The sequence below is a fragment of the Chryseobacillus diguaensis genome, assembly GCF_049220665.1.
In the GTDB taxonomy this organism is placed as follows: Bacteria; Bacillota; Bacilli; order Bacillales; family Bacillaceae; genus Metabacillus_B.
Genome location: NZ_JBMKNV010000001.1, coordinates 431,314 through 457,940, shown reverse-complemented (window position 1 = coordinate 457,940; position 26,627 = coordinate 431,314). Strand labels below are relative to the sequence as shown.

The 26,627-nt window shown below is 40.6% G+C and carries 23 protein-coding genes; all 23 read right to left on the bottom strand.

The annotated features are described in order from the left end of the window. Positions 1 to 223: 223 nt before the first annotated feature. The 23 genes from bcbE to rbfA all read right to left on the bottom strand — a co-directional run bounded on the left by bcbE (position 224) and on the right by rbfA (position 26,623). The gene (bcbE, locus tag ACOT8F_RS02250; protein WP_421649916.1) at positions 224 to 1,441 is read right to left on the bottom strand and encodes a bacillibactin exporter BcbE; all 1,218 of its coding nucleotides are present in this window, start codon (positions 1,439 to 1,441) and stop codon (positions 224 to 226) included. Positions 1,442 to 1,587: 146 nt separating this feature from the next. Continuing rightward, positions 1,588 to 2,499, bottom strand: coding sequence for an ABC transporter permease (locus tag ACOT8F_RS02245; RefSeq protein WP_421650035.1), 912 nt, complete (start codon positions 2,497 to 2,499; stop codon positions 1,588 to 1,590). Between the two features lie 44 nt (positions 2,500 to 2,543). Further along, positions 2,544 to 3,593: an ABC transporter permease gene (locus ACOT8F_RS02240; RefSeq protein ID WP_421649915.1), complete on the bottom strand. Its 1,050-nt coding sequence runs from the start codon at positions 3,591 to 3,593 to the stop codon at positions 2,544 to 2,546. After that, positions 3,590 to 5,119 carry an ABC transporter ATP-binding protein gene (locus tag ACOT8F_RS02235; protein ID WP_421649914.1) on the bottom strand — a complete coding sequence of 510 codons (1,530 nt, stop codon included), beginning with the start codon at positions 5,117 to 5,119 and terminating at the stop codon, positions 3,590 to 3,592. The genes ACOT8F_RS02240 and ACOT8F_RS02235 overlap by 4 nt, the downstream gene beginning before the upstream one ends. 165 nt (positions 5,120 to 5,284) lie before the next feature. Beyond that, a complete protein-coding gene (locus tag ACOT8F_RS02230) occupies positions 5,285 to 6,340 on the bottom strand; it encodes a BMP family lipoprotein (protein ID WP_421649913.1) in 1,056 nt (351 codons plus the stop codon). Positions 6,341 to 6,426: 86 nt separating this feature from the next. Continuing rightward, a complete protein-coding gene (locus ACOT8F_RS02225) occupies positions 6,427 to 7,152 on the bottom strand; it encodes a GntR family transcriptional regulator (RefSeq protein ID WP_421649912.1) in 726 nt (241 codons plus the stop codon). 290 nt (positions 7,153 to 7,442) lie between these two features. After that, positions 7,443 to 9,794, bottom strand: a complete 2,352-nt coding sequence (locus ACOT8F_RS02220; protein WP_421649911.1) for an FtsK/SpoIIIE family DNA translocase — start codon at positions 9,792 to 9,794, stop codon at positions 7,443 to 7,445. A gap of 314 nt (positions 9,795 to 10,108) precedes the next feature. Continuing rightward, complete coding sequence (locus tag ACOT8F_RS02215; protein ID WP_421649910.1) at positions 10,109 to 10,333, bottom strand: YlzJ-like family protein; 225 nt, start codon at positions 10,331 to 10,333, stop codon at positions 10,109 to 10,111. Next, positions 10,330 to 11,082 carry a ClpP family protease gene (locus ACOT8F_RS02210; protein WP_421649909.1) on the bottom strand — a complete coding sequence of 251 codons (753 nt, stop codon included), beginning with the start codon at positions 11,080 to 11,082 and terminating at the stop codon, positions 10,330 to 10,332. Before ACOT8F_RS02210 ends, ACOT8F_RS02215 begins: the two co-directional genes overlap by 4 nt. A gap of 110 nt (positions 11,083 to 11,192) precedes the next feature. Continuing rightward, positions 11,193 to 12,860 (bottom strand): ribonuclease J, encoded by a 1,668-nt coding sequence (locus tag ACOT8F_RS02205; RefSeq protein ID WP_421649908.1) that lies wholly within the window; start codon positions 12,858 to 12,860, stop codon positions 11,193 to 11,195. 202 nt (positions 12,861 to 13,062) lie between these two features. Continuing rightward, positions 13,063 to 13,929 (bottom strand): 4-hydroxy-tetrahydrodipicolinate synthase, encoded by an 867-nt coding sequence (gene dapA, locus ACOT8F_RS02200; protein WP_421649907.1) that lies wholly within the window; start codon positions 13,927 to 13,929, stop codon positions 13,063 to 13,065. 148 nt (positions 13,930 to 14,077) lie between these two features. Next, on the bottom strand, positions 14,078 to 15,292 hold the full coding sequence (dapG, locus tag ACOT8F_RS02195) for an aspartate kinase (RefSeq protein WP_421649906.1): 1,215 nt from the start codon (positions 15,290 to 15,292) through the stop codon (positions 14,078 to 14,080). Between the two features lie 76 nt (positions 15,293 to 15,368). Then, on the bottom strand, positions 15,369 to 16,412 hold the full coding sequence (gene asd / locus ACOT8F_RS02190) for an aspartate-semialdehyde dehydrogenase (RefSeq protein ID WP_421649905.1): 1,044 nt from the start codon (positions 16,410 to 16,412) through the stop codon (positions 15,369 to 15,371). 138 nt (positions 16,413 to 16,550) lie between these two features. After that, entirely contained in the window at positions 16,551 to 17,150 is a 600-nt protein-coding gene (locus ACOT8F_RS02185) for a dipicolinate synthase subunit B (RefSeq protein WP_421649904.1), read from the bottom strand. After that, entirely contained in the window at positions 17,134 to 18,045 is a 912-nt protein-coding gene (gene dpaA / locus ACOT8F_RS02180) for a dipicolinic acid synthetase subunit A (protein ID WP_421649903.1), read from the bottom strand. The genes ACOT8F_RS02185 and dpaA overlap by 17 nt, the downstream gene beginning before the upstream one ends. 420 nt (positions 18,046 to 18,465) lie before the next feature. Beyond that, positions 18,466 to 18,720, bottom strand: a complete 255-nt coding sequence (locus ACOT8F_RS02175) for a YlmC/YmxH family sporulation protein (protein ID WP_421649902.1) — start codon at positions 18,718 to 18,720, stop codon at positions 18,466 to 18,468. Between the two features lie 139 nt (positions 18,721 to 18,859). Continuing rightward, the gene (locus ACOT8F_RS02170; RefSeq protein WP_421649901.1) at positions 18,860 to 20,098 is read right to left on the bottom strand and encodes a M16 family metallopeptidase; all 1,239 of its coding nucleotides are present in this window, start codon (positions 20,096 to 20,098) and stop codon (positions 18,860 to 18,862) included. Positions 20,099 to 20,115: 17 nt separating this feature from the next. Continuing rightward, positions 20,116 to 21,096 (bottom strand): polysaccharide deacetylase family protein, encoded by a 981-nt coding sequence (locus ACOT8F_RS02165; protein WP_421649900.1) that lies wholly within the window; start codon positions 21,094 to 21,096, stop codon positions 20,116 to 20,118. Between the two features lie 236 nt (positions 21,097 to 21,332). Further along, the gene (gene pnp, locus ACOT8F_RS02160) at positions 21,333 to 23,453 is read right to left on the bottom strand and encodes a polyribonucleotide nucleotidyltransferase (RefSeq protein WP_421649899.1); all 2,121 of its coding nucleotides are present in this window, start codon (positions 23,451 to 23,453) and stop codon (positions 21,333 to 21,335) included. Positions 23,454 to 23,818: 365 nt separating this feature from the next. Continuing rightward, on the bottom strand, positions 23,819 to 24,088 hold the full coding sequence (gene rpsO, locus ACOT8F_RS02155; protein ID WP_421649898.1) for a 30S ribosomal protein S15: 270 nt from the start codon (positions 24,086 to 24,088) through the stop codon (positions 23,819 to 23,821). A 130-nt stretch (positions 24,089 to 24,218) separates the two neighbouring features. Beyond that, positions 24,219 to 25,163: a bifunctional riboflavin kinase/FAD synthetase gene (ribF, locus tag ACOT8F_RS02150; RefSeq protein WP_421649897.1), complete on the bottom strand. Its 945-nt coding sequence runs from the start codon at positions 25,161 to 25,163 to the stop codon at positions 24,219 to 24,221. Positions 25,164 to 25,192: 29 nt separating this feature from the next. Further along, positions 25,193 to 26,113: a tRNA pseudouridine(55) synthase TruB gene (truB, locus tag ACOT8F_RS02145; protein ID WP_421649896.1), complete on the bottom strand. Its 921-nt coding sequence runs from the start codon at positions 26,111 to 26,113 to the stop codon at positions 25,193 to 25,195. A 150-nt stretch (positions 26,114 to 26,263) separates the two neighbouring features. Then, on the bottom strand, positions 26,264 to 26,623 hold the full coding sequence (rbfA, locus tag ACOT8F_RS02140) for a 30S ribosome-binding factor RbfA (protein ID WP_421649895.1): 360 nt from the start codon (positions 26,621 to 26,623) through the stop codon (positions 26,264 to 26,266). Positions 26,624 to 26,627 lie beyond the last annotated feature (4 nt).

Genomic DNA, 26,627 nt, shown 5'->3' with positions numbered 1-26,627 from the left:
ATAATCTAAAAAATTGCTTTGGTTGTCAACAGAAAAATGGAACTATTGGGAAATTAAATTTTTTCTGCTTTCCCCACTCATTAAAATACCTGCAATCGAGAGTAAATATTAAGAAAAGATGGCCCCAATGCCACTCTTCATACGTTTTAAAAACCCATCCGAATAGCAATAATCTTCACGAAAACAGCCTCATAAAAAAAACACATGCTATTAATCGCATGTGTTAGGTTGGCTTTACACTATGTTCCTTTTCTTTGCCCGGTTTGATCAGAAACAGAACAATTAAAAGGGTAATCAGGCTAACGATGATGGAGATATAATAAATCATATGTTCAGATTGGGCCATTACGGCTGCATATACCGGAGGCCCAGCTGCAACTCCGATAAAGCGCATGGACATGTAAAAGGATGTAATGGTTCCCCGCTGATCTTTTTCTACTCCTTCTGTGATCAAAGCGTCTAAACAGGGAAGAGCTATTCCAATCCCTACACCGCTTAAAATCAGAAAAGAAAACAAAAAGAAAAAACTGTGCTGGATCCTTATAGCTGTGAAAGAAAGTGACAATATAGCCATACCATAAACGAGCAGAACTTTCATCAGATGCTTATCTTTTCCGATTTTCTTTCCTGCTGCAAACGAACTGATGGATAAAGCAAGCAGCGGAATGGCAAGCATAAATCCTTTTTTAATACCATCAATATTGTATTGTTTTTCAAGCGTTTCAGATAAGTAAAACAAGATGCCAAAAAGAATAAACATGACAAGGCATCCTGTGGCGAAGATCGCGTAAAGCCAGCGTCCATGCTTAGCCAAAACATCTTTTACACAATGAAAAAACTCTTTGACTGATTGTGTTTCTTCTTTCTTCTTAGGCGACTTGACTAAAAAGAGGACGAGCAGAACACTGATTAAACTGAAAAATGGAATAAACCAGAAAGGCAAAAACCAAATAAATGAAGCAAGAAACGCCCCTATTATGGGACTAAGCACTTTTCCAGCTGTATTGGCTGTTTCAATAAGGCCGAGACCTGCACTTACTTCTTCGTCCTTTTTAAACAGATCACCAATTAAAGGTATGACAACCGGGGCCGCTCCAGCAGATCCAATTCCCTGCAGAACCCTCCCCATCAATATCAAAAAAAACGGGTCACTGAATTTCCATGCCGCCCATCCTGAAATAGCTCCGCCTGCACCTGCTATTATCAGACATGGTAAAATAACGATTTTCCTTCCCCACCTGTCTGAAAGGTACCCTGCGATAGGAATTAAAAGAATGGCAACCACAGAGTATACAGTAATGATTAGTGACACTTGAAAAGAACTGATATGAAGTTCCTTCTCAATTAAAGTCAATACTGGAATAAGCATTGAGTTGCCAAGTGTCATTACCAGAGGCACTGACGACAATGCAATCAAATCAAGTTTTTTAGGCTGTTCCATTTTCCTCACCTTATCCCGTAAAGTTGTTATGATGTATTGTTTGTTACTGCAGCAGTTCTATTCTTTGAAAAATAAGGAATAGATATTTCTTATCCAGATTAGGCTAAACAAAAAGGAGCTGCATCATGCAGCTCCACAAAAATTCTTTATCTCTTTCCTTTTACATACGGGGTTCCCAGTGCCTTAGGAGCATCTGCTCTTCCAATGAATCCGGTTAAGGCAAGAATTGTCAAAACATACGGTGTAATTAAAAGATAAACATCCGGAACATCTTTTAAGAAAGGAATGGATCCTCCGATAATGCTAAGTCCTTGCGCCAGTCCAAAAAAGAGAGCTGCCCCCATTGCACCAAGCGGATTCCACTTTCCGAAAATTAAAGCTGCAAGGGCCATAAACCCTTGACCGCTTATTGTGGCATGACTGAAATCTCTGGAAATAATAATGGAATAAACGGCTCCTCCAACACCAGCGAATGCACCTGAAAGCATAACGCCAATATAGCGCATTTTCGTAACATTAATTCCCATTGTATCAGCAGCCATCGGATGCTCGCCGACTGATCTCAGTCTTAGGCCAAATGGTGTTTTATATACAACGTACCAAACAGCCAGCGCAAAAATGATAGCCAAATACGAAGTAATATAACCGTTTGAAAAGAACCACTTTCCAATTAAAGGGATTTTATCAAGAACAGGAATATCTATTTTATTAAAGCTGACAGTGATGCGGTCTGTCTGGCCTTTTCCGTAAAAATTCTTTACTAAAAACATAGTAAGTCCTATTGCAAGAAAATTGATCGCAACCCCGCTGACAGTTTGATCCGCTCTGAATGTAACAGTAGCAAGGGCATGAAGAAGAGAAAATAAAGCACCTGCAATCATTGCCGCAAGAAGCGCAAGCCAAGGAGTAGCTCCTCCAAAGGTATCGGCAAAAAAAAGATTGAAAACAATTCCAACAAAAGCTCCGATGACCATTAACCCTTCAAGACCAATGTTGACAACACCCGACCGCTCACTGAAAACGCCCCCTAAGCTTGCGAAAATAAGCGGCGCTGCCATAAATAAGGCAGCCGGGAAAATGATATTTAACGCCTCCAGTATGCTCAACTTTTTCCCTCCTTCTTAAAACGAAGCAGAATCCAGCGGATAAAATAACTGGAAGCTACAAAAAAGATAATAAGTGCAATCACAATTTCGACCAATTCATTCGGTACATTTGCTTCCATCGGCATATTAAGCGCCCCGATTTTAAGCGCCCCGAAAAGGAATGCTGAGAAAATAATGCCTACGGGAGTATTGCCTCCAAGCAGCGCAACGGCAATGCCGTCAAACCCAATGCCCGTAAAAGCACTTTTCACTGAAACATAATCAAACGTTCCAAGACCTTCCATAGCACCGGCAACTCCAGCAAAGGCTCCTGAAATAACCATTGAAAGCACAATATTGCGGTTAACATTCATTCCTGCATATTGAGCTGCATGCTGGTTAAACCCAACTGCTCGAAGTTCGAATCCTTTTGTCGTTTTTTCCAGTAAAAACCACATAACAACAGCAGCGATTAGGGCAATGATAATACCAAAATGCATCGTAGAATCATTCGTAATCGATTCTAGAAAGCTTGATTTTAAAGATGCTGACGGGTGAATAAGTTCAGTCTGATCCTTGCTGTCTGTTAAAACATTCTGGATAAGGTAGTTTGTCACATAAAGAGCAATGTAGTTCATCATGATGCTGACGATTACTTCATGAACTTTAAAACGGGCTTTTAAAAATCCTGGTATGAATCCCCATGCTGCACCTGCAGCCGCTGCTGCAAGGATCGCAAGCGGCAGATGGATAATCATCGGCAAATCCAGAGCAAGACCAACCCACACAGCCGCAAGCCAGCCTACAATAAGCTGTCCTTCAACTCCTATATTGAAAAGGCCTGTCCTAAACGCAAAGGCCACTGCCAATCCCGTAAGAATATATGGGGTAAGCTGCCTGACTGTTTCTCCAATGTAAAATGGATCTCCGAAAATTCCTGACCATAATGCACTATAACCTGCAATCGGATCATAGCCGCTTACCAGCATAATGACGGCTCCGCAAATTAAACCAAGCAAAACAGAAATCAGTGGTATTAAAAGATGAAAATAACGGGCTAATTTCATGTAATTTCACCTTCTTCCCTGCGCTTGCTTCCAGCCATCAATAATCCTAATTCCTGTTCATTCGTTTCTTTAGGATCTACGACAGCCACAATTTTTCCTTCGTAGATAACTGCAATGGTATCGCTTAAATTGATAATCTCATCCAGCTCAAAGGATAAGAGCAAGACCGCTTTTCCTTTGTCCCGCTGTTCGATAATTCTTTTATGAATAAATTCAATAGCCCCCACATCAAGTCCGCGTGTCGGCTGGGCTGCAATTAACAGGTCTGGATCACGGTCCACTTCACGCCCGATGATTGCCTTTTGCTGATTGCCCCCTGAAAGAGCTCTTGCCTGTGTTTCAGAACTTGGTGTCCTGACGTCAAATTCCTTAATTAATTTTTCAGCATGTTCATAAATTCCCTTGAAGTTCATAATCCCTTTTTTTGAAAAAGGCTTCTGGTAATAAGTTTGAAGAACCATATTTTCTCCAATTGGGAAATCAAGAACAAGGCCGTGTTTATGCCTGTCCTGCGGAATATGGCCTATCCCTGCTTCGCTGATCTTTCTAGGCTTTAATTGGCTTATTTCTTTGCCGTTTAATAGAATGGATCCTGAATCAGACTTACGGAGTCCAGTAATCGCTTCAATTAATTCTGTCTGTCCATTTCCGTCTACTCCAGCAAGCCCAACAATCTCTCCGGCTTTGATTGCAAGATTAAGAGAATCGACAACTGTTACTTGACGGCTGTCCTTAACTGTCAGATCTTTAACCGCCAGGACATCTTCTTTTGGTGCCGCAGGTGTTTTTTCAGTACGGAAAAGCACTTCTCTGCCAACCATCAATGATGCCAGTTCATTCGGATTCGTATCAGAAACATTAACTGTTCCAATTCCTTCTCCTTTTCTGATCACAGTAACCCTGTCGCATATTTCCATAATTTCTTTTAGCTTATGAGTGATTAATATAATCGATTTCCCTTCATTTACGAGCGATTTCATAATAGCACTCAGTTCTTTGATTTCCTGAGGGGTTAATACAGCTGTAGGCTCATCAAAGATTAAAATTTCAGCCCCTCTGTAGAGTGTTTTCAAAATTTCCGCCCTCTGCTGCATTCCTACTGAAATATCAGAGATTTTCGCTGAAGGGTCTACTGATAGTCCATATTTTTCAGAGATTTCACGGACGTTATTCTCGGCTTCTTTCATATTAATTTTTCCGAATCGGCTTGGTTCTCCGCCTAGAATAATATTTTCAGTGACAGTAAACGTATTGACAAGCATAAAATGTTGGTGTACCATACCTATTCCTAAGTCATTTGCGATATTAGGATTTGAAATTTGTACACTTTTGCCTTTTACTTTGATTTCACCTTTTTCGGGCTGATATAAACCGAATAATACATTCATTAAGGTCGATTTTCCCGCTCCGTTTTCCCCAAGCAGAGCGTGTATTTCACCCTTCTTCACTTGAAGGGTAACGTTATTATTCGCTACAATGCCTGGAAATTCTTTTCGGATGCCAAGCATTTCAATTACATAATCCATCTGGTTTCACTCCTTTTCGTGAGCTTGAAGGTGCTTTAACCTTTTAAAATCTCCAGCTGGAAACTTGCAAAAAGCTTTGCAGGCTTCAAGCTGAAGATTAAGCTTGATATTTTCCTAAGAAAAAGGCTAGAAGGAATCTAGCCTTTTCTAAGGGAATGCTATTCTTTATGGTTTAGTTGGAACTTTAATTTCACCTTTGGCGATTTTTTGCTGATATTCATCAATTTTCTTAATGACATCTTCTTTCAGGTTATCCTTGGAAGGAGCAATGCCAATGGCATTTTGGTCTAAACCGTACTCAATGATTTTACCGCCAGGGAATTTATTTTCTTTTGCTTTTTCAGAAAGATCCTTTACAGCTACATCTACACGCTTAACCATGGAAGTTAACGTAATGTTAAATGCTTTTCCGTCTTTTGTTTTGCCGTTTCCTTCATCATGCTGGTCTTTGTCAACACCGATTACCCAGATTTCACGATTCGGATCTTGAACTTTTTCGTCAATTGCTTCTGAGAATACACCGTTTCCTGTTGCACCAGATGCATGATAAATGATGTCAGCGCCAGAACCGTACATAGATGCTGCAATTGCTTTACCTTTATCCGCAGCAGCGAATGAACCTGCATACTGAACGTCAACTTTAGCTTCCGGATTTACCGCTTTTACCCCTGCAACGAATCCAGCTTCAAACTTGCCGATTAAGTCACCTTTCACACCGCCGACAAAACCGACTTTGTTTGTTTTTGTTGTAAGACCTGCTGCTACCCCAACAAGGAAAGAACCTTCATTTTCCTTAAACGTGATGCTCGCTACGTTTGGAGCATCAACAACGCTATCTACAATTGCAAACTTTGTATCTTTATGTTTAGAAGCAATTTCTGTAATAGCCTTTTGAAGATTAAATCCAATCCCATATACTAGATCGAATTTTTGGCGAACCATAGTATTCAAGTTAGTCGCATAATCTGCATCACTTGAAGATTGAAGATAGTTGTACCCTTTGTTGCCTTTTTCCATATTGTTTGCTTTTCCAAATTCCTGAATGCCTTCCCATGCGGATTGGTTAAATGATTTATCATCTACACCGCCAACATCAGTAACCATACCTACGGTAAATTCACTAGCAGATCCGCCTGTCTTGTCGGACTTACCGCAAGCTCCAAGGATTGTGCCGGCCGCAAGGACAACAGAAAGTGCCAAGCCCATTTTTTTCATCTTCATCTAATTTATCCCCCTATAATTTTATTGCTTAATATATTGCATGGCCTTCTAGTTTTTAACGATCACCCCCTTTAGTATCACAATTTTCACAATCTTTTGCGTACAACATGGAAGCTGAACTTATCAGCCCGAAAGTAGTTAAGCGAATAAAGAACCGGTTTGTCATTTTTATCAAAATGCATTTGTTTAAGAAGTAGAAGTGCGGTTTCAGGATCACATTCCAGGAGAGGAGAAATTTTTTCGTGATATCCGATTGGTTCAATGTGGGTGACTGCATAAGTAATATACTTTTCTGCTTCTTCCTGCAGTAAAACAAATAGGGATTCCTGCTCTTTGGCAAAAGCCTCCGGCAGTATGTTTCTAGGAATTTTATCGAGGCAGTAAACAACTGGTTCACCATTAGCTGTTCTTACTCTTTCCAGCTGAAAAATTTCCTCTTCTGATTTCATTTTAAAGCGGGTCATTTCTTCTTCAGTCGGTCCTGTTACGGATGATGATAAAAATACTGTTCCCGGATTCAGATTTCCCTGCTCAATCATAGCGGTTACACTATTGAGCTGTTCAATTCCCGAAGTAAGCAATGGAACGGAATTAATGAACGTTCCAACCCCATGTCTGCGAATAATGACGTTTTCTTCTTCAAGAATACGAAGTGCTTCTCTCAAAGTTGCTCTGCTTACTCCCAAATGACGGGACAGTTCAAATTCAGAAGGCAATTTTTCTTTTTCCTGGTAAACGCCTTTTTGTATATCTTCTTTAATTCTATCAATAACCTGTAAATATAAGTGACGATTGTCTGACTTTATAGTCATTCTTTTGCCCCCGTCAAGTAGTGATCAGACATCAGATGTGTTACCTTTTTCCAATCGAAAATAATATATCATGTTTTTATAGAGAAATAAATAGAAATTTTAATATTATTGTCGAAAAGTCGTAACACTTTTTACCTACGATTAATATTAAATAAATATATTATGTAAACTTTTAACAGGAAAACACTATTTTTATTACCTTTATCACCCATGATCCCTGTTAGCCATACAAAAAGAAAATGAACCAAAGAAGAGAAACCATTCGGTTCCTCTTTTAAGCAAAAAACATATTAAGAGCTTATTTCTTCATACTGCTCTTTTGTCATAAGCACTTCTCTTGGTTTACTTCCCTCATAAGGACCTACTACTCCTCTGTCCTCCATTGCATCAATCAGCCTCGCTGCACGCGTATATCCAATTCGAAAGCGCCTTTGAAGCATTGAGACAGAAGCCGTTTGCATATCAATGATTAACTGCACAGCTTCCTCATATAAGTCATCACTGACTTCCATTGATGAGCCGCCTTGAGTATCAGTAGGAATCATATCTTCCTGATATTGCGCTTTTTGCTGCGAAATAACAAAATCGACTACTTCTTCAACTTCCTCATCTGAAAGAAATGCTCCCTGTACACGAACGGGTTTTGAAGCCCCTACAGGAAGAAACAGCATATCTCCTCTGCCGAGAAGCTTTTCAGCTCCCCCCATATCAAGAATGGTTCTTGAATCGGTCATGGAAGAAACACTAAATGCAATTCTTGAAGGAATATTTGCTTTAATGACACCTGTAATAACATCTACAGATGGTCTTTGAGTAGCGATAATTAAATGAATTCCCGCAGCACGCGCCATTTGTGACAAACGGGTGATCGAGTCCTCTACATCTGAAGAAGCAACCATCATTAAGTCAGCAAGCTCATCCACAATGACCACAATATACGGCAATTCAGGATTTTTCATTCCTTCCTCTGCATTGCCTCTTCTGATTTGATCATTATAGCCTTCAATATTCCTTGTTCCAGTATGGGAGAACAGCTCGTACCTGCGCTCCATTTCGCTGACCACTTTTTTTAAAGCTTGTGAAGCTTTTTTAGGATTTGTTACAACCGGTGCAAGCAAATGGGGAATGCCATTGTAAACATTCAGCTCTACCATCTTTGGATCTATCATCATCATTTTTACTTCATGAGGTTTAGCCCTCATGAGTATGCTTGTAATGATGCCGTTGATACAAACACTTTTTCCGCTGCCGGTAGCTCCAGCTACAAGAAGATGGGGCATTTTGTTCATCTCTGCAAGAATAGCCTCGCCTGAAATATCTCTTCCAAGACCTATCAAAAGCTTTGCTCCCGGCCTGTCATTAGCTTTTGATTCAAGAACTTCCCGCAAAGATACCATTGCCACTTCAGAATTGGGAACCTCAATGCCTATAGCTGATTTACCAGGAATAGGTGCTTCTATCCGGATATCCTTTGCGGCTAATGCGAGAGCAAGATCATCACTTAAATTAACAATTCTTGAAACCTTGACTCCCACATCCGGATACACTTCATACTTTGTAACTGCAGGACCTAGATGCACCTGGGTCACTTTAGCTTTTACTCCAAAACTTTGGAAGGTTTTCTCTAACTTCCGGGCATTTTCGTAAATATTTTTCTTATCCGTATTTTGCCCGCTGTGCTTCGGCTGTGCGAGCAGATTGATTGGAGGAATTTTATAATCCTTATTTTCTACCTCTGTGAAAGCAATGGCTACAGCAGGTTCTTCATTCTCCTGCTTATCTTCAGCCGGTTTTTTCATTTTTTGCTGATATTTATCTTCCTTCTCAGGTGTTATCTCCTGAATAGGAACATCTCTGTCTGCAAAACTTGAAATAATCGGTTCAGCATCCATTTGGACAGAATAGCCTTCTTCTTCCTGAGTCTCCGGAAGATTATCCTGTTTCTCTTTCCGAGGCTGTTTTGCTCTTGATGTCTTTGGCTGCTTTTTCTTTTTGCGAATGGCACCAGGAATTCCTTTGATATCAGAAGCAAAAGCAAGAAGCTGCATTCGGAAAAACCGGAAAACAGGCGAGAAAAGCTTATGAAGTGTTTCCTGAAGCGACCTTCCTGTAACAAGAAGGATTCCAATAACAATAAAAACAAAAGAAATAATTTTTGAACCCGTAGAGGCAAATAAAAAGTAGGAGCTTGCATATAAGACTGCTCCAATCATTCCTCCCCCAAGCTCATGGGTTGCCGTCTCCCCTTTTACATCCATCATAAATAGATCCCATGTATTGCGGATCACACTCGTTGATATCAGATTTCCCCTATTAAAGGAATTTTCAAAGAGACGAATATGTGTCAAAAGAAGAATGGCCGAAACAATTAAATAGATACCAACCATCCTTCTAGTAAAATAAGAAGGTTTTTTCTTTTTCCAAAAAACATAAATACCTGCTGCTAAAAGACCTAATAAAAAGAGCATGTACCATTCACCGGCAAAAAAACGGAATAAGTAAACAAAGGTTTGTCCCACCACTCCAAGCTTCGCCATTGAAATCAGAGCAATAACAGCCAGTGCAATCCCAGTTAATTCAAACGTCAGCGCTGGCCTGTTTCGGTCTGGTTTCTTCTTTTGCCTTAATTTTTTTTTTGCCATATCATCACCCGGACCATAAATTCTCATTATCGTTATAAAATTTTGCTGCTTTCGTGTCAAAAAAAGAAGGATCTCTATAAAAAAAGGCTGTTTTCGCAAAGATTGTTGCTATTCGTATGGTCTTAGAACACGTAAAAAGATTAGCTTCGTGGCACCTTTTCTTCACATTCGCAGATGTATTCTTGCTCTATATTCACTTAAACGCATAAAAAACAACAAAGTTTAAGAAAAGAGCCATTAAAAATAAGAAGCAGCCCTTCAGGCTGCTGAAGCTATTATGCTGTTTTATTATACCACAATTACCAATGTCTTTGTTACGACAGTCTATAGCTAATATTGATTTTTTGGCCAGGAGCATATTGGCTGTCTAAGTAATGCTGAGGGTTGCTGCTCAAAAGCCGAACGATTTCACAAGATTGGTCACCGGTTTGCTGGACAAGCATTGGAACCCCATTCAGTTCTATGGCAGAATGGCTATTTGACACAGACTCATCGGCTTGAAACAGTAATTCTTGAGGAACAATGGTGTACATAATCATTGCAGCACCTGCTCTTTTTGTTCCGGTCTCTCTTTATCGATCATTTCGTTCAATTTTCGAATGGCCTGGCCGACGCCGCCCACTTCATCCATCAGCCCATATTCTACAGCATCTCCGCCAACCACGTTTGTCCCAATATCTCTCGTCAGGTTGCCTTTTGAAAACATTAGTTCTTTAAATTTTTCCTCTGATATTTTTGAATGCTTTGTGACAAAATTGACGACCCTCTCCTGCATTTTATCAAGATATTCAAAGGTCTGAGGAACACCGATGACCAGTCCCGTCAGCCTCACTGGATGAATCGTCATTGTTGCTGTTTCAGCAATAAACGCATAATCGCAAGCGACTGCTATCGGCACACCGATGGAGTGTCCTCCTCCAAGAACGATGGAAACAACGGGTTTGGAAATAGAAGCAAGCATCTCAGCTATCGCAAGACCAGCTTCCACATCCCCCCCGACCGTATTAAGGATTACGAGAAGACCTTCAATTTTAGGATTTTGTTCAATCGCTACTATTTGAGGGATGACATGCTCGTATTTCGTCGTTTTGTTTTGAGGAGGCAGCTGCATGTGCCCTTCAATTTGTCCAACAATTGTAAGGCAGTGAATGTTTGATTCTTGTCCCATTTGAGGTACGCTTGTTTGCCCAAGCTGCTGTATTTTTTCAACGAGAGATCGCTCTTTATCGTTTTCTTTACCAGGCTGCTGCGGATTTTCAGACTGTTCATTGTTCGAAGTATAGGTCATTAAACTCCATCCTTTCAGTATACTTATTTTAGTATGTTCTGAAGGAAGGATTTCATGCTAAATGGGCCTGGATTTGACATCCAGGCCCATTCTTATTTTGTAGCCTTTTATTAAACTTCCATGATAATCGGAAGGATCATCGGTCTTCTTTTAGTCTTTTCATATAAATACTGGTTCAGCGCTTCCCTAATACTCAGCTTTATGGAAGACCATTCAATGTTATATTCCTTCATGCATTTTTCTACAATTTCAGAAACGATGCCAGTCGCTTTATCGAGCAGTTCTTCTGATTCCCTTACGTATACAAAACCTCTTGAAAGAATTTCGGGTCCAGCTACAATCATCTTCTTGGATTTATCGAGTGTTACCACAACGATTAATATCCCGTCCTGAGATAAAAGCCGTCTGTCGCGGAGTACGATATTACCGACATCTCCAATTCCAAGCCCGTCAATCAGTACATTGCCTGAAGGAACTTTAGAGCCGGTTCTGACTTCTTCTTCCAAAAATTCGACCACATCGCCTTTTTCAATAAGGAATATATTTTCCTTTTTAATGCCAACTGATACTGCCAGTTTTTCGTGAGCCTTTTGCATTTTAAATTCGCCGTTTACAGGGATAAAAAATTTCGGCTTCATTAAATTCAGCATCAGCTTTAACTCTTCCTGATGGCCATGTCCGGAAACGTGTATTTGTTTCTGTCCAAACACGACATTTGCTCCCGCCCGGTATAGCAGATCCACAGTTTTCGAGAAGGCGAGCTCATGTCCTGGTATCGGAGTTGCTGAAATCAGAACAGTATCACCTTCCACAATATTGAGCTGTTTATGTGAATGCTTGGCCATTCTTGTTAATGCAGCAAGCGGTTCGCCATGGCTTCCAGTTGTTAAAATAGCAAGTTTATTCTTAGGATACTTTTCCATTTCGTTCATCGTAATAAATAAATCGTCTTCTGCAGTGATATAACCAAGCCTTATGGCAGTCTGCACGATGTTCATCATGTTTTTGCCTGCGATTACAAGTTTTCTGCCATTCTCATAAGCAGCATTTAGAACCTGCTGTATCCTGTAAAGATTTGAAGAGAATACAGCAACGATTACCCGTTCTTCGGCCATATACATAACTTTTGAAATCTCTTCGCCAACGACAGCCTCTGATCCGCTGTAACCGGGTTTTTCAGCGTTCGTGCTGTCAGATAAAAGGCATAGGACGCCATCTTTTCCGATATTGGCCATTTTGACGATCTCAGCTGTTTGAGAACCTACAGGAGTCTGGTCAAATTTGAAATCACCCGTATGTACAATAGCTCCAGCTGCTGTGTGGAAGCATACTCCCACAGAATCAGGGATACTGTGATTTGTGCCAAAAAATGAAATTTTCACTTTTCCGAATTTAATAACGGAATCAGCAGTAATCCTTCTTAAATCAGCGGATTGCTTTAAGCCGTATTCTTTGAGCTTTTCTGAAACCAAGGCAAGAGTTAGCTTTGTTCCATATACAGGAATGCTCAGCTTTTGAAGTACATAAAAAATCCCGCCGATGTTTTCATCATGCCCATGCGTCAAAAAGACTGCTTTTACTCTGCTGCGGTTCTCAACAAGGTAAGATATATCAGGGATAACGACATCAATCCCAAGCATCTCCCCTTCTGGATGCATTAATCCTGCATCCATAACGAAAATGTCCGCACCGATTTCCACCACGAACATGTTTTTGCCGATTTCTCCAACGCCCCCTAGGGCGATCAGCTTAATATTCTCTGTTTGTAATTGATTCAATTCCAAAATCCTCCCTATTGTTATATCCCCGTACATATCACTAGGTTCCATTATACTAATGGCTCTTTGATAATACAAGATTAAACCATCTATGTATGGAACATCCCGAATTTATTGCAGCAGATAGGGCCAATCACTGATTGGCCCTGGCTAATGCTTTATCATATCCCCTTTAAAACATTTCTGTTGTTACCTGATGCCGCTATCTAAGGATTAAGGCAGTAAGTTCAGTTCTTTCCTTTTCCGTCAAAGGAAGCAGAGGGAGCCTTACGGAACCGACATCCAATCCTTTAATTTGAAGAGCCGTTTTAACCGGTGAAGGACTTGGAGCAGTAAAAAGCTGATTCATAACCGGCAAAAGCTTTCTGTGAATGGCAGCTGCTTTTCTTACGTCACCTAATACAAAAGTCTGTATCATATCCTGCATTTCATTGCCGATTATGTGAGATGCAACAGATATGATACCAGTACCTCCTATTGAAAGGACAGGAAGTGTCAGGCTGTCGTCCCCTGAATAGACCAGAAAGCTATCAGGCGTCTTTTCAATGATTTCAGCAATGGCATCCAGATTCCCGCTTGCCTCTTTTACCGCTGTAATGTTCGGTATTTCTGAAAGTCTGATCACCGTTTCAGGTGACATGCTGGCTGCTGTTCTGCCTGGTACATTGTATACCATTACAGGCAGGCTCGTTTTTTCAGCGATTGCTTTAAAATGCTGGTAGATTCCTTCTTGGCTCGGTTTATTGTAATACGGTACAACAAGCATAATGGCATCTGCGCCAGCTTGTTCTGCTTTTATCGTTAACTCTATAGAAGCTTGCGTATTGTTGGACCCTGTTCCGGCAATCACTGGAATTCTGCCATTTACTACTGAAACAACTTGTTTAATCAGGGCAATTTTCTCTTCAGACGAAAGTGTCGGTGACTCTCCTGTTGTACCGGCAACGACCAATGAGTCGCTCCCATGCTGAATTAAGTATTCTACGAGCGTTGATGTTTTGTCAAAATCAATATTCCCATTTTTATCAAATGGGGTAACCATTGCAGTTGATACTTTGCCGAAACTCATTTTAGGGACACTCCTTATTTAATAGATGTTTTCGAAAAGACTATTACTATTCTTATTTGTTTACAACACCTTTAAAGATAAGCTTCGGGGCATCTCTTCAAGGTGTATTTTTATTTGAACACGTGCACTTCAATGAAAAACAAAGAGCCTATTTAAATAATTCAAAACACTCATGAAGGGCATTTACAGCTTGGATCATGTCTTCTTCCTTTACAAGAACCCAAATCGTTGTATGGCTGTCAGCCGATTGAAGGATTTGAATTTCTTTTGAGGAAAGTGCTGTAACGATACGCGACATAACACCAGGTACACCCATGATAGATGCCCCAACTGTTGAGACCTTTGCACAATGAGGGGTAACGGCAGGCTGATATCCAAGATCATGAAGAAGCTGAACAGCTTTTTCACTAACATCTCCATGCACCGTGTAAACCACTTCACTTGGAGTGATATTGAAAAAATCTACACTGATTCCGTTTTTGGCCATTTCCTTAAATACCTCGGTCTGAACATTATACGTTCCTTCCTTGGCTGGCACTTTAATTTGTGTCACATTGGCCATATGGGCTATCCCAGTGATAATTCGTTCGTGTATATCACTGCCTTGCTTTTTTGTATGATGAGAGGTAACCAATGTTCCAAGGGATGAGGAGTAAGTAGAGCGAATTCTCATCGGCACCTTTGCCTGCATAGCAATTTCCACTGCTCTTGGGTGGATAACTTTTGCACCCTGGTAAGCCAGGTTGCATATTTCCGTATACGTAACGGTGGAGAGCGGTCTCGCAGCTTCTACAATACGGGGATCTGCCGTCATAACACCTTCTACATCTGTGAAAATATCGATGAATTCTGCATCAAGTGCTGCTCCAAGGGCTGCTGCTGAAGTATCGCTTCCCCCTCTTCCGATCGTCGTTACATCGCCATTTGGGGCTGCTCCCTGAAAGCCTGCTACCACAACCGCATCATGATGATTCAAAAACCCTTTGAGCCTGTCACAATTCATTTCTAAAATTTTCGCATTCGTATGTTCATTGCTTGTCAAAAAACCAGCTTGAGCTCCTGATAAGGCACAAGCATCGACCCCGTTCATTTTCAGCATGCTTGAGAAAACGACTGAAGATATCGTCTCTCCGCAGGATAATAGCATATCCTGTTCGCGCTTTGAAACAATTCCCGAACTGCCGTACAAAAGATTCAGCAGCGAATCAGTTGCATAAGGGTCTCCGTTTCGTCCCATTGCAGATACAACTACTACAACTTTATAACCATTTTTAATCGCTTCCTGTATGTGGCTTAGGGCAAGTGTGCGGCCCTTGTCATCCTTTACAGAAGTTCCTCCGAATTTTTGAACAATTATCTTCATATCTACCGTTTCACCTCTGCCTAAAATACGCAAGAGAAGAGAGCAGGCGATTTCCTAACTCTCTTCGTTCCAGCCTTTATATTAAATCAAGTTTGATTATGCTTTCAGCAATCTGGACAGAATTCCAAGCTGCCCCTTTTAACAGATTATCTGAAACAACCCATAAATGAAAGCCATTTTCCTGATCTAAGTCTTTCCTGATTCGACCTACAAAAACATCATTTTTGCCAACGCAATCTGCTGGCATAGGATAAACCTGATTTGAAGGATCATCAGTAAGCGTAATACCTGGGGCATTTTCAAGCAGCTGATGGATCTCTTTAACAGAAGCCGTTTCTTTCTCAATCTCAATATAGACTGATTCTGAATGTCCTGTTACAACCGGAAGCCGAACACAGGTTGCAGCAACATGAAGCTCTGGCATATGCATAATTTTTTTCGTTTCATTAATCATTTTCATTTCTTCAAAGGTATAGCCATTTTCCTCAAATTTATCAATTTGAGGAACAACATTAAAAGCGATTTGATAATGTTTCTCTTCGCTTTTCACCGGAAGAATTTCAGGTTTAAATGGCTCATCGTTTAAAATGGCTCTTGCCTGATCCTTTAATTCATTTATAGCAGCGGCTCCCGCTCCAGAAACAGCCTGGTAAGTCGAAACAACAACTTTTTTCAAGCCGTATGCAGCACGGATCGGTTCAAGCGCAGCCACCATTTGAATCGTAGAGCAATTAGGGTTGGCAATTATGCCATTATGTTTTTTTATATCTTCTTCATTCACTTCAGGAACAACAAGCGGCACTTCAGGATCCATTCTAAAAGCGCTTGTATTGTCTATAACAACAGCTCCGCGTTTAACAGCTTCAGGAGCGAGTTCTTTTGAAACACTTCCCCCTGCACTGAACAGGGCGATCTGGATGCCTTCAAAGCTTTCAGGGACAGCCTCTTCTAGAGTGTATTCTTTCCCTTTGAAGGTGACTTTTTTTCCTGCAGATCGTTTAGAGGACAATACTTTGAGTTCTGATATGGGAAGATTTCGTTCTTCCAATGTTTTGAGCATGGCTTTACCTACAGCACCCGTTGCACCAACGACTGCAATTCGATATCCTTTTGTATCCATGAACTGTATCTCCTTCCACAAATCCAATCATCAAGCATCAATATTCTCTTGTCAATTTGATGTTAGGTAATATTTTATCATAGAAGGCAGCTCAGCGTTAACGTTTTTCTATAGAAACCATCTGAAATAATGAATAGGTTATTCTTCATCCCTGAAGCGCTCAATAATTAAAGGCTGATACTGCTTGTTTTCCAGGGCTGCTTCTACGGTTTCAAGCAAGAGCTCCATCCTCGCAACCATTGAATTCGGTTTTTTAAATGGATTGTCTTGACCAAAGGGAATAAAATAAATATTTTTAGCCGCCATCAGCTTCATTAAATTAGCGCCATTCAAACCTAGTGCGTCATTTGTAGATATCCCAAGAACAACAGGGTGATGATTACGGAGAGTAGCTTTTGCTGCCATCAGTACAGGTGAATCCGTCATGGCGTTTGCCATTTTACTCATAGTATTGCCTGTTAAAGGAGCAATCACCATACAGTCCAAGGGAATTTTAGGACCAAGCGGCTCTGCTTTAATGATCGAATCAATGACTTTATGGCTTGTTACAGCCTCAATTTTAGCAATCCATTCTTCCCCTTCCCCAAACCGGGTATTTGTGGTTTGAACGGTATTTGTTACAATTGGCAGCACTTCAGCGCCTTCTTCTACCAGTTTTATTATTTGCGGAAAAACCGCTTCATACGTGCAGTGAGAACCGGTAAGCCCAAATCCGATCCGCTTATTTTTCATTTTCATTTAATGAACCTCCCTTTTCGAGCTGGCTATGAAGCAGCTGTGACAATACGTTAGCGATAATTTGACCGGCTGTCTTCGGTGCCACAATACCTGGCAGCCCTGGAGCAAGCAGAGCTTTAATGCCCCGTTTCTCAGCATAAGCGAAATCTGTCCCTCCAGGTTTAGATGCAAGATCAATGATTAAAGAATGCGGCAGCATATTTGATATAACATCAGCTGTAAGTATTTGATAAGGGATCGTATTAATCATTACATCCGTATCTGCTGCTTCCTCTTTTAAATTTTCAAGGTGAAATGCCGTTAGCCCCATCTCCGAGATCCGGGCCAGATGAGCTGATTTTCTGGCTCCTGTTTTTACTTTTGCTCCAAGCCCTGCAAATGTTCTTGCGACACTCATTCCGACTCTGCCGAGACCAAGTACCGTAACATTCGAACCATGAATCGTAAAATCAGTATGCTGAATAACCATCATAATGGTTCCTTCTGCAGTAGGGATGGAATTGTAAATGGCTACATCATCTCTGTCGAACAATTGAATCAGCTTTCTGTTTGCTTCTTTTGTTACTTTATTTAAATAGGCATTGCTGATTCCCGAATAGATAACACAATCATCAGAAGTCCTCGCAAGTATTTCAGCTGTCAGTTTGATTTCTTCATTGGAAAAAATGGTATCTACCTGCCCATTCAGACTGGTTCCGGATACCGGGAGAATTATTGCATGAATGATGGATAAGTCGACTTCTTCCAATTTGGTTTTGTTCGTTCCTGTAAAACCATGATCAAGCTGTTCAAATCCAACAAGCCATAATTTTGCATCGAGTTCTGCCAGTTTTCGGATCACCTCAAGCTGTCTGGCATCTCCTCCAATAACAGCTATGTTCAATCCCGTTAACATGTTGAATGTTCACCTTCTTTATCCTTTTCTGGAATGATGACTTAGACTTCTACTCCAACATCATATGAAAAGGCATTCCGCTGGGTGATTGACATTCTGCCACTTTTAAAAGTGCTCTTTTCTAAACTTTGTTGTTTTTTCATCCATTTAAGTGATTATAGAGCATGGATACACTTGCGAATTTTAAGAAAAGATGCCACGAAGCTATTCTTTATGCGTGTTCTAAGACTATACGAATAGCAACAATCTTTGCGAAAACAGCCTTTCTAAAACTTTTTTATTTTTTCATCCATAAAAGTAAATTCAGAGCAAGAGTATATCTGACAATTTTAAGAAAAGATGCCGCGACGTATTAATAGCAGCAATCTTTGAGAAAACAGCCTTTTAAGAGGGCACAAAAAAAGGTGACTGACAAGATCGTCAGTCACCTTTTTTCAATTCTTCCGGAATATCGATAATAATCATATCTGTGCCAATTTTTCCGATATGCTGCCAGGGAACACGTACTTCATCTCCCTGCTTTCTAAACCCAAACCATTTTAATGCCGGAATCACAAGCGCTGTTATTTCGCCTGTCTGCTCATTGATTTCAAGATCGGTTTGACCAAGAACCCCAAGTCGTTCCGCTCTTTTTACATCCACAATTTCTTTTCCGCTTAAATCGCTAAGCCGCATGTTTCCACCCCTTTGTACTATTTATAGAGAAAACAGCTTAAAAAATGACTGATCGGTTATAAATATCATTATTTTCTCGCTTTAAAATTTGAAAAACCCCGAAATAAGTTTTCGGGGTTTTGCATATGTTAACAGCTAATTAAACAAGTCCTTTAGGCAAAACTCCATCAGGACTAATCAGGGAAGCAGAGTATGGGCCTCTGAATAGATCAAGTCCAAGCTGATTGACACTTTGTTCAGTCACTTCATTTACATTTTCAATAATTTCATCCAGTGAACGATGACGTCCAAGCAGAAGTTCGTTTTTCCCGTTCCTGCTCATTCGGCTGTTTGTGCTCTCAAGGCTAAGCATTAAGTTACCCTTGATTTGCTCTTTGCTGTTTCTTAGTTCTTTTTCTGTAATGCCGTCCTGCTTCAGTTTGGTCAGAGACTCCTGAATCGTCTCATAGAGGAGCTCCAGCTGGCTGCTCCCTGTTCCCCCGTATATCGTAAGCATTCCATTATCAAGGTAAGAAGAGTGGTAGGAGAAGACAGAATAAGCAAGGCCTTTCTGCTCCCGAACATCCTGAAACAGCCTGCTGCTCATGCTGCCGCCAAGTACATTATTCAGAACAATCAAGCTGTAAATTCGTTCATGCCCTACTTTTAAACCATTAAATCCTAAGCATAAATGTGCCTGCTCTGTTTCTTTTTTTCTTGAAAGCTTATGATCATTAAAATCCGGCACTTGATACTCCTGTTTTTTATGCTTAGACTCATATGAGCCAAATTGTTTTTCAATTTCTTTAATGAAATCCTCTTGTATATTTCCTGCAACAGAAATCACCACATTTTCAGGAATATAAAATTGATCCATATATTCCCTTAGTGAATTTCCATTGAACGAATTAAGGGTTTCTTCTGTACCGAGAATCGGGTAACCAAGCGGATGGCTGCCGTAAGTAGCCTTGCTTAAAAGGTCGTGAACAATATCATCCGGAGTGTCTTCATACATTTTAATTTCTTCATAAACCACATTTTTTTCTTTTTTCAATTCTTCTTCATCAAAAGTGGAATGGAAGAACATATCAGACAGGATGTCGAGCGCATAGCCTGCATGCTCATCAAGAACTTTGGCATAATAGCAGGTATATTCTTTAGATGTGAAGGCGTTTACCTGACCGCCGATGCTGTCAAAGGATTCTGCAATATCTCTGGCACTTCTCGATTTAGTGCCTTTAAAAAACATATGCTCAAGAAAATGCGAAACACCGTTTGTTGAAGGATCCTCACTTCTTGATCCTGTGCCAATCCAAATACCGATTGCAACGGAACGGACTGTCGGAATATTTTCAAGTACGATTCTTACTCCGTTTTGACACGTATATTTTCTAATCAATGGGGATTCCTCCTATTCTATTGCTGGTCCTGAACTGTTTCTTGACCAGGATGGGTGATAATCCGCTCTTCACTCATTAAAGAGGTAACCGTTCCGAGCATCAATCCCTTTTTCCTAATGGAAAGTATCAGCTTTTCCAGGCTTTTTTCTGTTGAATCTGTTGGATGCATAAGAATCATAGCCCCATTATGCACTTTTTTCATAACCCTTGCAAAAAGCACCTCTGGAGAAGGCTTTTGCCAATCTATCGTATCAACGCTCCATAGTACCATCCCCATATTCATTTGCCGCGATACCTTTGTAACCTCATCCCTGAAACTTCCGCTCGGAGGTCCAAACCAAACTGTTTTTTTGCCCGTTGCCGCTTGAATAACCTCATTTGTCTTTTGAATCTGGCTTCTGATTGCGTCAGATGAGAGACGGCTCATATCCGGATGAGTATATGAATGATTTCCAATTTCCTGTCCCGCATCAGCTATCATTTTGGCAAGCTCTGGATTCTCCTTCACCCATCTTCCTTCAAGGAAAAAAGTAGCTTTCACATGGTATTTAGTTAATGTGTCAAGCATTTTGGGAATATATTCATTGCCCCAGGCAACATTTATCAAAAATGACACCATCGGTTTTTCCGGATTTCCGCGGTATATAGGGGAAGGAGGAAGATCTTTAAGATGAATGACAGGGGGGACCTGCTTAAACACAAGCAAACTATCGTCAAACTTGCCGCCTTTTTTCATCTTTTCGTAGGAAGCGTTCACATCCACTGTTAGCCCATTATAACCAGGAGTAGCTTTCCATATTTTATGTATTTCTGCATTTTGAGGTGCTGCCTCGTAGGATTTTGACTTTGCAGCAATTTCATCATAAAGGCTGTTTGTCATGTTTCCTGCAGGAACAGCCATTTTAAAGCTTTCAAAATAACTTGCTGTAAAAGGATTTATAATAATTGCCGCAGCAAGCATGGCTAGAAAAGAAAAACGTGCCGTGTTTTTTTTCATATTAGGATCCCCCTTTTTAATAAAGGGCTTTTTTCTTAAAACTGGTTGTGATTCATTCATGATGGAAGCACTTTTCAGCTAGCTCAGTACCTCTATTATAGATTCTAAAATCACTAACCTGCGCTTCTTAGAAAACAGCCTTATTAAAAAATATGTAAAAGGGGGACAAGGTAGAACTTGTACCGTTTTTATTTGAAATCTAAAACAAAGAAGCCGGGTTGCCCTGGCTTCATGGTTTACGATTCATTGGAAGCTTCCTTCTCTTTTTGTTCACGAAGTACAGCCTTCCTAGAAAGGTTTACACGGCCCTGCTTATCAATTTCCGTTACTTTCACAAGAATTTCATCGCCAAGAGCTACAACATCTTCCACTTTTCCGACACGCTCTTCAGCGAGTTCTGAAATATGGACTAAGCCATCCTTGCCAGTGAACAATTCAACGAAAGCACCGAATTTTTCAATTCTCTTCACTTTTCCTAGATACATTTGCCCTACTTCAACTTCACGTACAATATCTTCAATGATTTTCTTCGCTTTTTGGTTCATCTCTTCATTTATTGATGAAATGAAGACTGTTCCATCCTGCTCGATATCAATTTTGACGCCTGTTTCTTCAATAATCTTGTTAATTTGTTTTCCGCTTGGCCCAATAACATCACGAATTTTGTCAGGATTGATATTCATGATCAGAATTTTAGGAGCATACTGGGATAGTTCTGCTCTTGGTTCTGAAATGGTAGCCATCATGGAATCCAGAATATCCATTCTTCCTTTTTTCGCCTGCTGAAGTGCTTCTTCAAGGATTTCTCTTGATAATCCTTCGATTTTAATATCCATTTGAAGAGCAGTTACACCCTTGGATGTTCCAGCAACTTTGAAATCCATGTCTCCAAGATGATCCTCCATACCCTGAATATCTGTCAATACAGAGTAATGATCTCCAGATTTAACAAGCCCCATGGCAATCCCTGCTACAGGCGCTTTTATCGGAACTCCTGCATCCATCATTGCAAGCGTGCTTGCACAAATACTTGCCTGAGATGTAGATCCGTTGGATTCAAGAACTTCTGAAACTAGACGAATCGTATAGGGGAATGTCTTTTCAGAAGGAATAATCGGTTCCAAAGCTCGTTCGCCAAGAGCTCCATGTCCAATTTCACGTCGGCCAGGACCGCGCATAGGACCTGTTTCCCCTACACTGAACTGAGGAAAGTTGTAATGGTGCATGAAACGTTTGGATTCTTCAATTCCAAGTCCGTCAAGAATCTGCACATCACCAAGAGCACCGAGTGTACAGATGCTTAAAGCCTGGGTCTGTCCTCTTGTGAAAAGTCCTGATCCGTGCGTTCTTGAAAGAATGCCTGTGCTTGAGGAAAGAGGACGGATTTCATCAATCTTTCTTCCGTCAGGACGGATTTTTTCTTCAGTAATTAAACGGCGGACTTCTTCTTTCACAAGTTTCGATAATATTTCCTTTACTTGCTTCAGAACGTCCTGTTCAGCTTCATTTTCCTCATACTTGGAAAGGACCGCTTTTTTCACTTCATTGATCGCATCTTCACGGGCATGCTTTTCCTGTACTTGAATGGCATTAAGCAAATCTGCTTCTGCAGCTTCTCTTACTTCTCTTTCAAGTTCAGCATCAATTTCATATAGTGAAATTTCAAGTTTTTGCTTGCCGACTTTTGCTGCAATTTCTTCCTGGAATGCAATCAAGCGCTTAATTTCTTCGTGGCCGAACATAATGGCTTCAAGCATGATATCCTCAGGCACTTCGTCTGCGCCTGCTTCAACCATGTTAATGGCATCCTTCGTACCAGCTACAATAAGGTTGATATCGCTTTTATCCATTTGCTCAACATTCGGGTTAATGACAAATTCGCCATCAATTCTGCCTACAACCACCCCTGCGATCGGCCCTTCAAAAGGAATATCCGAAATGGTGAGGGCAAGTGATGAACCAAACATCGCTCCCATTTCAGAGGAACAGTTTTGATCCACACTCATCACAATACTGACAACTTGAACTTCATTACGGAAACCATCAGCAAACAGCGGACGGATTGGACGGTCAATTAGCCTGCTTGCAAGAATAGCTTTTTCACTCGGTCTTCCCTCGCGTTTGATAAATCCGCCTGGGATCTTACCTACTGCATACAGTCTTTCCTCATAGTTAACTGTCAGCGGAAAGAAATCAACGGTCTTTGGTTCTTTTGAAGCTGTAGCAGTACTGAGTACTGCTGTATCTCCATAACGGACAAGGACGGCACCGTTCGCCTGTTTGGCAAGCTGGCCAATTTCTACGGTAAGTGTTCTTCCGGCCCAGTCAATGGAAAAGACTTGTTTATCTTGTCCCATAAATGTTAGTGCTCCTCTCTTCATATGCATTAAAATACATTATGTATTAGTATGGACTAATTAAATTCAACATATCAATGTTAGTTGTATATGTAAATAGCTGAATAGAAAGAAAAGCGCAAGCGCCTTGTTCAGCCCCGACAGCTACTTACAGAAAAAATCGAATAGTCTGGTTTTGACTTTTTGATTTTTTCTGAAGTGACCTCGAGGGGCTAGGCGCTGGAGCTGGACAATTCAACTTATACAACCGTAGTTCATTAAGTAGAAATATATCTTTCTTATCTATAAAAACCCTCGAAAACAGGCTTTCAAGCATCTTTTTTCTTACACTAAAAAAGCGGGAATTCTCCCGCTTTTAAGTAAGATTATCGGCGTAAGCCAAGTTTGTTGATTAACTCACGGTAACGTGGTACATCGTTGTTACGAAGGTAAGTTAACAAGTTACGGCGCTTACCTACCATTTTCAAAAGACCGCGACGTGAATGGTGGTCTTTCTTGTGAGTACGCAAATGATCATTCAAAGTGTTGATTTGTTCAGTTAGGATAGCGATCTGAACCTCTGGTGAACCAGTGTCAGTATCATGAGTTCTGTACTCGCTGATAATTTCGTTTTTACGCTCTTGCGTCATTGCCATCCTATTCACCTCCTATTATTTTAATATCCCCAATTACCGAGCAAGCGTCGGAGACTCGACTTGCCAAGCAATGGTTTAAAAGTTACAAGTATAAGAATACTATTTTCATGATTAAAAAGCAAGGTATTCGTTATTTATTATGAAAATAATCTTCAGCCGCTTTTTTATCCAATGCGATTTGTGCGATAAGCTCTTCTACGCCGCTGAATTTCTGTTCACTCCGGATTCTTTTATGCCAAAATACGTTAACACTTTGATCATAAATTTCCTGATTAAAATCAAATATATGAACCTCTATACTCGGTTTCAGGCTTTTTTCATCATAAAAAGTCGGTTTATAGCCAATGTTGCAAACACCATTGTATTCCTTGCCATTAAGGAGCAGGGAAACGGCATAAACTCCTGTCGGAGGTATGAGACAGTCTTCTTTCAATTCAACATTTGCCGTCGGGAAACCGATGGTTCTTCCTCTTTTATCTCCATGGATGACCACACCTTTAGCAAAATGCGGACGTCCCAATAATAGAGCGGCATATGAGACATCTCCGTTTCGGACTACTTCCCGAATTAATGTTGAGCTGATCTTTCTGTCATGATCTGTCTGTTTTGAAACGGTGGTAATGGTAAATTGCCCCCTGGAATGAAAAGGCATCGCTTCCATCGTACCCTTTCCAAGCTTACCGTATGTAAAATCGAATCCTGCAGTCACATGTTTGACATTTAGAGAAATCATATATTGATCAATGAATTCCTGCGGTTCAAGTGCTGCAAATTCTTCTGTAAAATCAACTACAAACAAGTAATCTGCGCCAAGCTCTTCTATTAATTCTATTTTGTCTGAAAGAGGCGTTATCGGTTCGACTGGTTTGACGTTTTTCCTAAGAACCTTGGAGGGATGAGGATAAAAAGTCATTACAGCGCATTTTGCCCCATTATTTTCAGCCCATTTTTTTGCTGTTAAAATGACCTCTTTATGCCCTCGGTGTACGCCGTCAAAATAGCCTAAAGCCATTGATAGGCCGCCCGGAATTGTATGTGTAAAAGTATTAGGATGAGAAAGCCTTATCGTCTGCACGTATTTCACCTTTTCTGACGAGAGTTAAATTAGCTCCTTTGATAAAGAACTTTGGCGGGCTTCATTAGGCCTGCCTTATCTGTATGTTTTTGATAAATAGCCAAACATTCTTCCTGTTCATTAAAAACGGCGACAGATGCCTCCATAGGCAAATCTTTCAGCCTGTCTGGCACTTCAAGCACTGCGCCATTTTTCACTTTCCCTGCTAATGTATCATTTATCACCCATTTGGGCAAATGGTTTAAAGCTTCTCCAATAGGGATCAGCTGCATACTGTTATTTTCAAGTTTTTCTTCAATTTCTTCAAATGTTTCGCACTCTTCCAGATCAAAATGACCAGAACGGGTTCTGATCAAATAAGACATATGCGCAGGATAACCGAGGCGTTCCCCGATCATTACAGCAAGTGTCCGGATATAGGTACCTTTTGAGCATGATGTCCTGAGCTTGAAAGAAACCGTATAATCCATTACATTTTCCTCAACAGGGCTGATCAGATCCAGTTCATGAATGGTAATCGTTCTGCTTGGACGGTCAATTATTATTCCTTCCCGGGCGTATTCATAAAGCTTTTTGCCGTTTATCTTTACTGCCGAATACATGGGAGGGGTTTGCTCAATTTCCCCAATCATTGCCTGGAAAACTTCCTGGACTTCTTTCTCTGTAATTTTGCGCTCCACTTTCATTCTTTCCACTATTTCTCCTGATGCATCTTCTGTGGCAGTGGAAAATCCGAGAGTCACTTCAGCTTCATACGTTTTAACGGAAGCTGTTAAATATTCAACAATTTTAGTTGCTCTTCCAATGCAAATCGGCAGCACTCCTGTTACATCAGGATCAAGAGTTCCAGTATGCCCCACTTTTTTTGTTTTGAAAAGCCTTCTGATTCTTGAAACACAATCGTGAGAGGTCATACCTGCAGGTTTATTCAGCAATAAAACACCTTCCATGCTTCCCTTCCTTTCAACTTATAATAGTTTATTTTCACAATTTCTTTTTGCATATTTTCAGGAATTGTTTCTCAATCCCAACAAATAGGATAGAGCCAAAATAAAAAGGATAGACATCGTGTCTATCCTTTTTACTCAAAGCACTCCGTCCTATTGTTCGTCTTTGTGATCAGACTCGTTAATTTCGTGGATGAGTGTTTCAATCCGGTTTCCGTAATCAATTGATTCGTCGAATTCGAACTGAATTTCCGGTGTTTTTCTTAGACGGATGCGCTGGCCTATTTCAGAACGGATAAAACCTTTTGCCTTCGCAAGTCCTTTAAGGGTGTTTTCCCGCTGTTCCTCTCCGCCAAGTACAGAAATATAAACCTTGGCGATTTGCAGGTCGCCGGTTACTCTAACATCCGTAACGGTTACGAACCCTATTCTCGGATCCTTCATTTTTCGGCCGATGATATCACTTAATTCCTTTTTCATCTGTTCGCCGACACGAGTAGCTCTCATGCTCATTACA

What these genes read in the sequence shown, in the direction of transcription:
- bcbE (WP_421649916.1), bottom strand. Translation starts at nt 1,441, where the DNA reads ATGGAACAGCCTAAAAAACTTGATTTGATTGCATTGTCGTCAGTGCCT.
- ACOT8F_RS02245 (WP_421650035.1), bottom strand. Translation starts at nt 2,499, where the DNA reads ATGGCAGCGCCGCTTATTTTCGCAAGCTTAGGGGGCGTTTTCAGTGAG.
- ACOT8F_RS02240 (WP_421649915.1), bottom strand. Translation starts at nt 3,593, where the DNA reads ATGAAATTAGCCCGTTATTTTCATCTTTTAATACCACTGATTTCTGTT.
- ACOT8F_RS02235 (WP_421649914.1), bottom strand. Translation starts at nt 5,119, where the DNA reads ATGGATTATGTAATTGAAATGCTTGGCATCCGAAAAGAATTTCCAGGC.
- ACOT8F_RS02230 (WP_421649913.1), bottom strand. Translation starts at nt 6,340, where the DNA reads ATGAAGATGAAAAAAATGGGCTTGGCACTTTCTGTTGTCCTTGCGGCC.
- ACOT8F_RS02225 (WP_421649912.1), bottom strand. Translation starts at nt 7,152, where the DNA reads ATGACTATAAAGTCAGACAATCGTCACTTATATTTACAGGTTATTGAT.
- ACOT8F_RS02220 (WP_421649911.1), bottom strand. Translation starts at nt 9,794, where the DNA reads ATGGCAAAAAAAAAATTAAGGCAAAAGAAGAAACCAGACCGAAACAGG.
- ACOT8F_RS02215 (WP_421649910.1), bottom strand. Translation starts at nt 10,333, where the DNA reads ATGATTATGTACACCATTGTTCCTCAAGAATTACTGTTTCAAGCCGAT.
- ACOT8F_RS02210 (WP_421649909.1), bottom strand. Translation starts at nt 11,082, where the DNA reads ATGACCTATACTTCGAACAATGAACAGTCTGAAAATCCGCAGCAGCCT.
- dapA (WP_421649907.1), bottom strand. Translation starts at nt 13,929, where the DNA reads ATGAGTTTCGGCAAAGTATCAACTGCAATGGTTACCCCATTTGATAAA.
- dapG (WP_421649906.1), bottom strand. Translation starts at nt 15,292, where the DNA reads ATGAAGATAATTGTTCAAAAATTCGGAGGAACTTCTGTAAAGGATGAC.
- asd (WP_421649905.1), bottom strand. Translation starts at nt 16,412, where the DNA reads ATGGATACAAAAGGATATCGAATTGCAGTCGTTGGTGCAACGGGTGCT.
- ACOT8F_RS02185 (WP_421649904.1), bottom strand. Translation starts at nt 17,150, where the DNA reads ATGAAAATGAAAAATAAGCGGATCGGATTTGGGCTTACCGGTTCTCAC.
- dpaA (WP_421649903.1), bottom strand. Translation starts at nt 18,045, where the DNA reads ATGTTAACGGGATTGAACATAGCTGTTATTGGAGGAGATGCCAGACAG.
- ACOT8F_RS02175 (WP_421649902.1), bottom strand. Translation starts at nt 18,720, where the DNA reads ATGCGGCTTAGCGATTTAAGCGGAAAAGAAATTGTGGATGTAAAAAGA.
- ACOT8F_RS02165 (WP_421649900.1), bottom strand. Translation starts at nt 21,096, where the DNA reads ATGAAAAAAAACACGGCACGTTTTTCTTTTCTAGCCATGCTTGCTGCG.
- pnp (WP_421649899.1), bottom strand. Translation starts at nt 23,453, where the DNA reads ATGGGACAAGATAAACAAGTCTTTTCCATTGACTGGGCCGGAAGAACA.
- rpsO (WP_421649898.1), bottom strand. Translation starts at nt 24,088, where the DNA reads ATGGCAATGACGCAAGAGCGTAAAAACGAAATTATCAGCGAGTACAGA.
- truB (WP_421649896.1), bottom strand. Translation starts at nt 26,113, where the DNA reads ATGGAAGGTGTTTTATTGCTGAATAAACCTGCAGGTATGACCTCTCAC.
- rbfA (WP_421649895.1), bottom strand. Translation starts at nt 26,623, where the DNA reads ATGAGCATGAGAGCTACTCGTGTCGGCGAACAGATGAAAAAGGAATTA.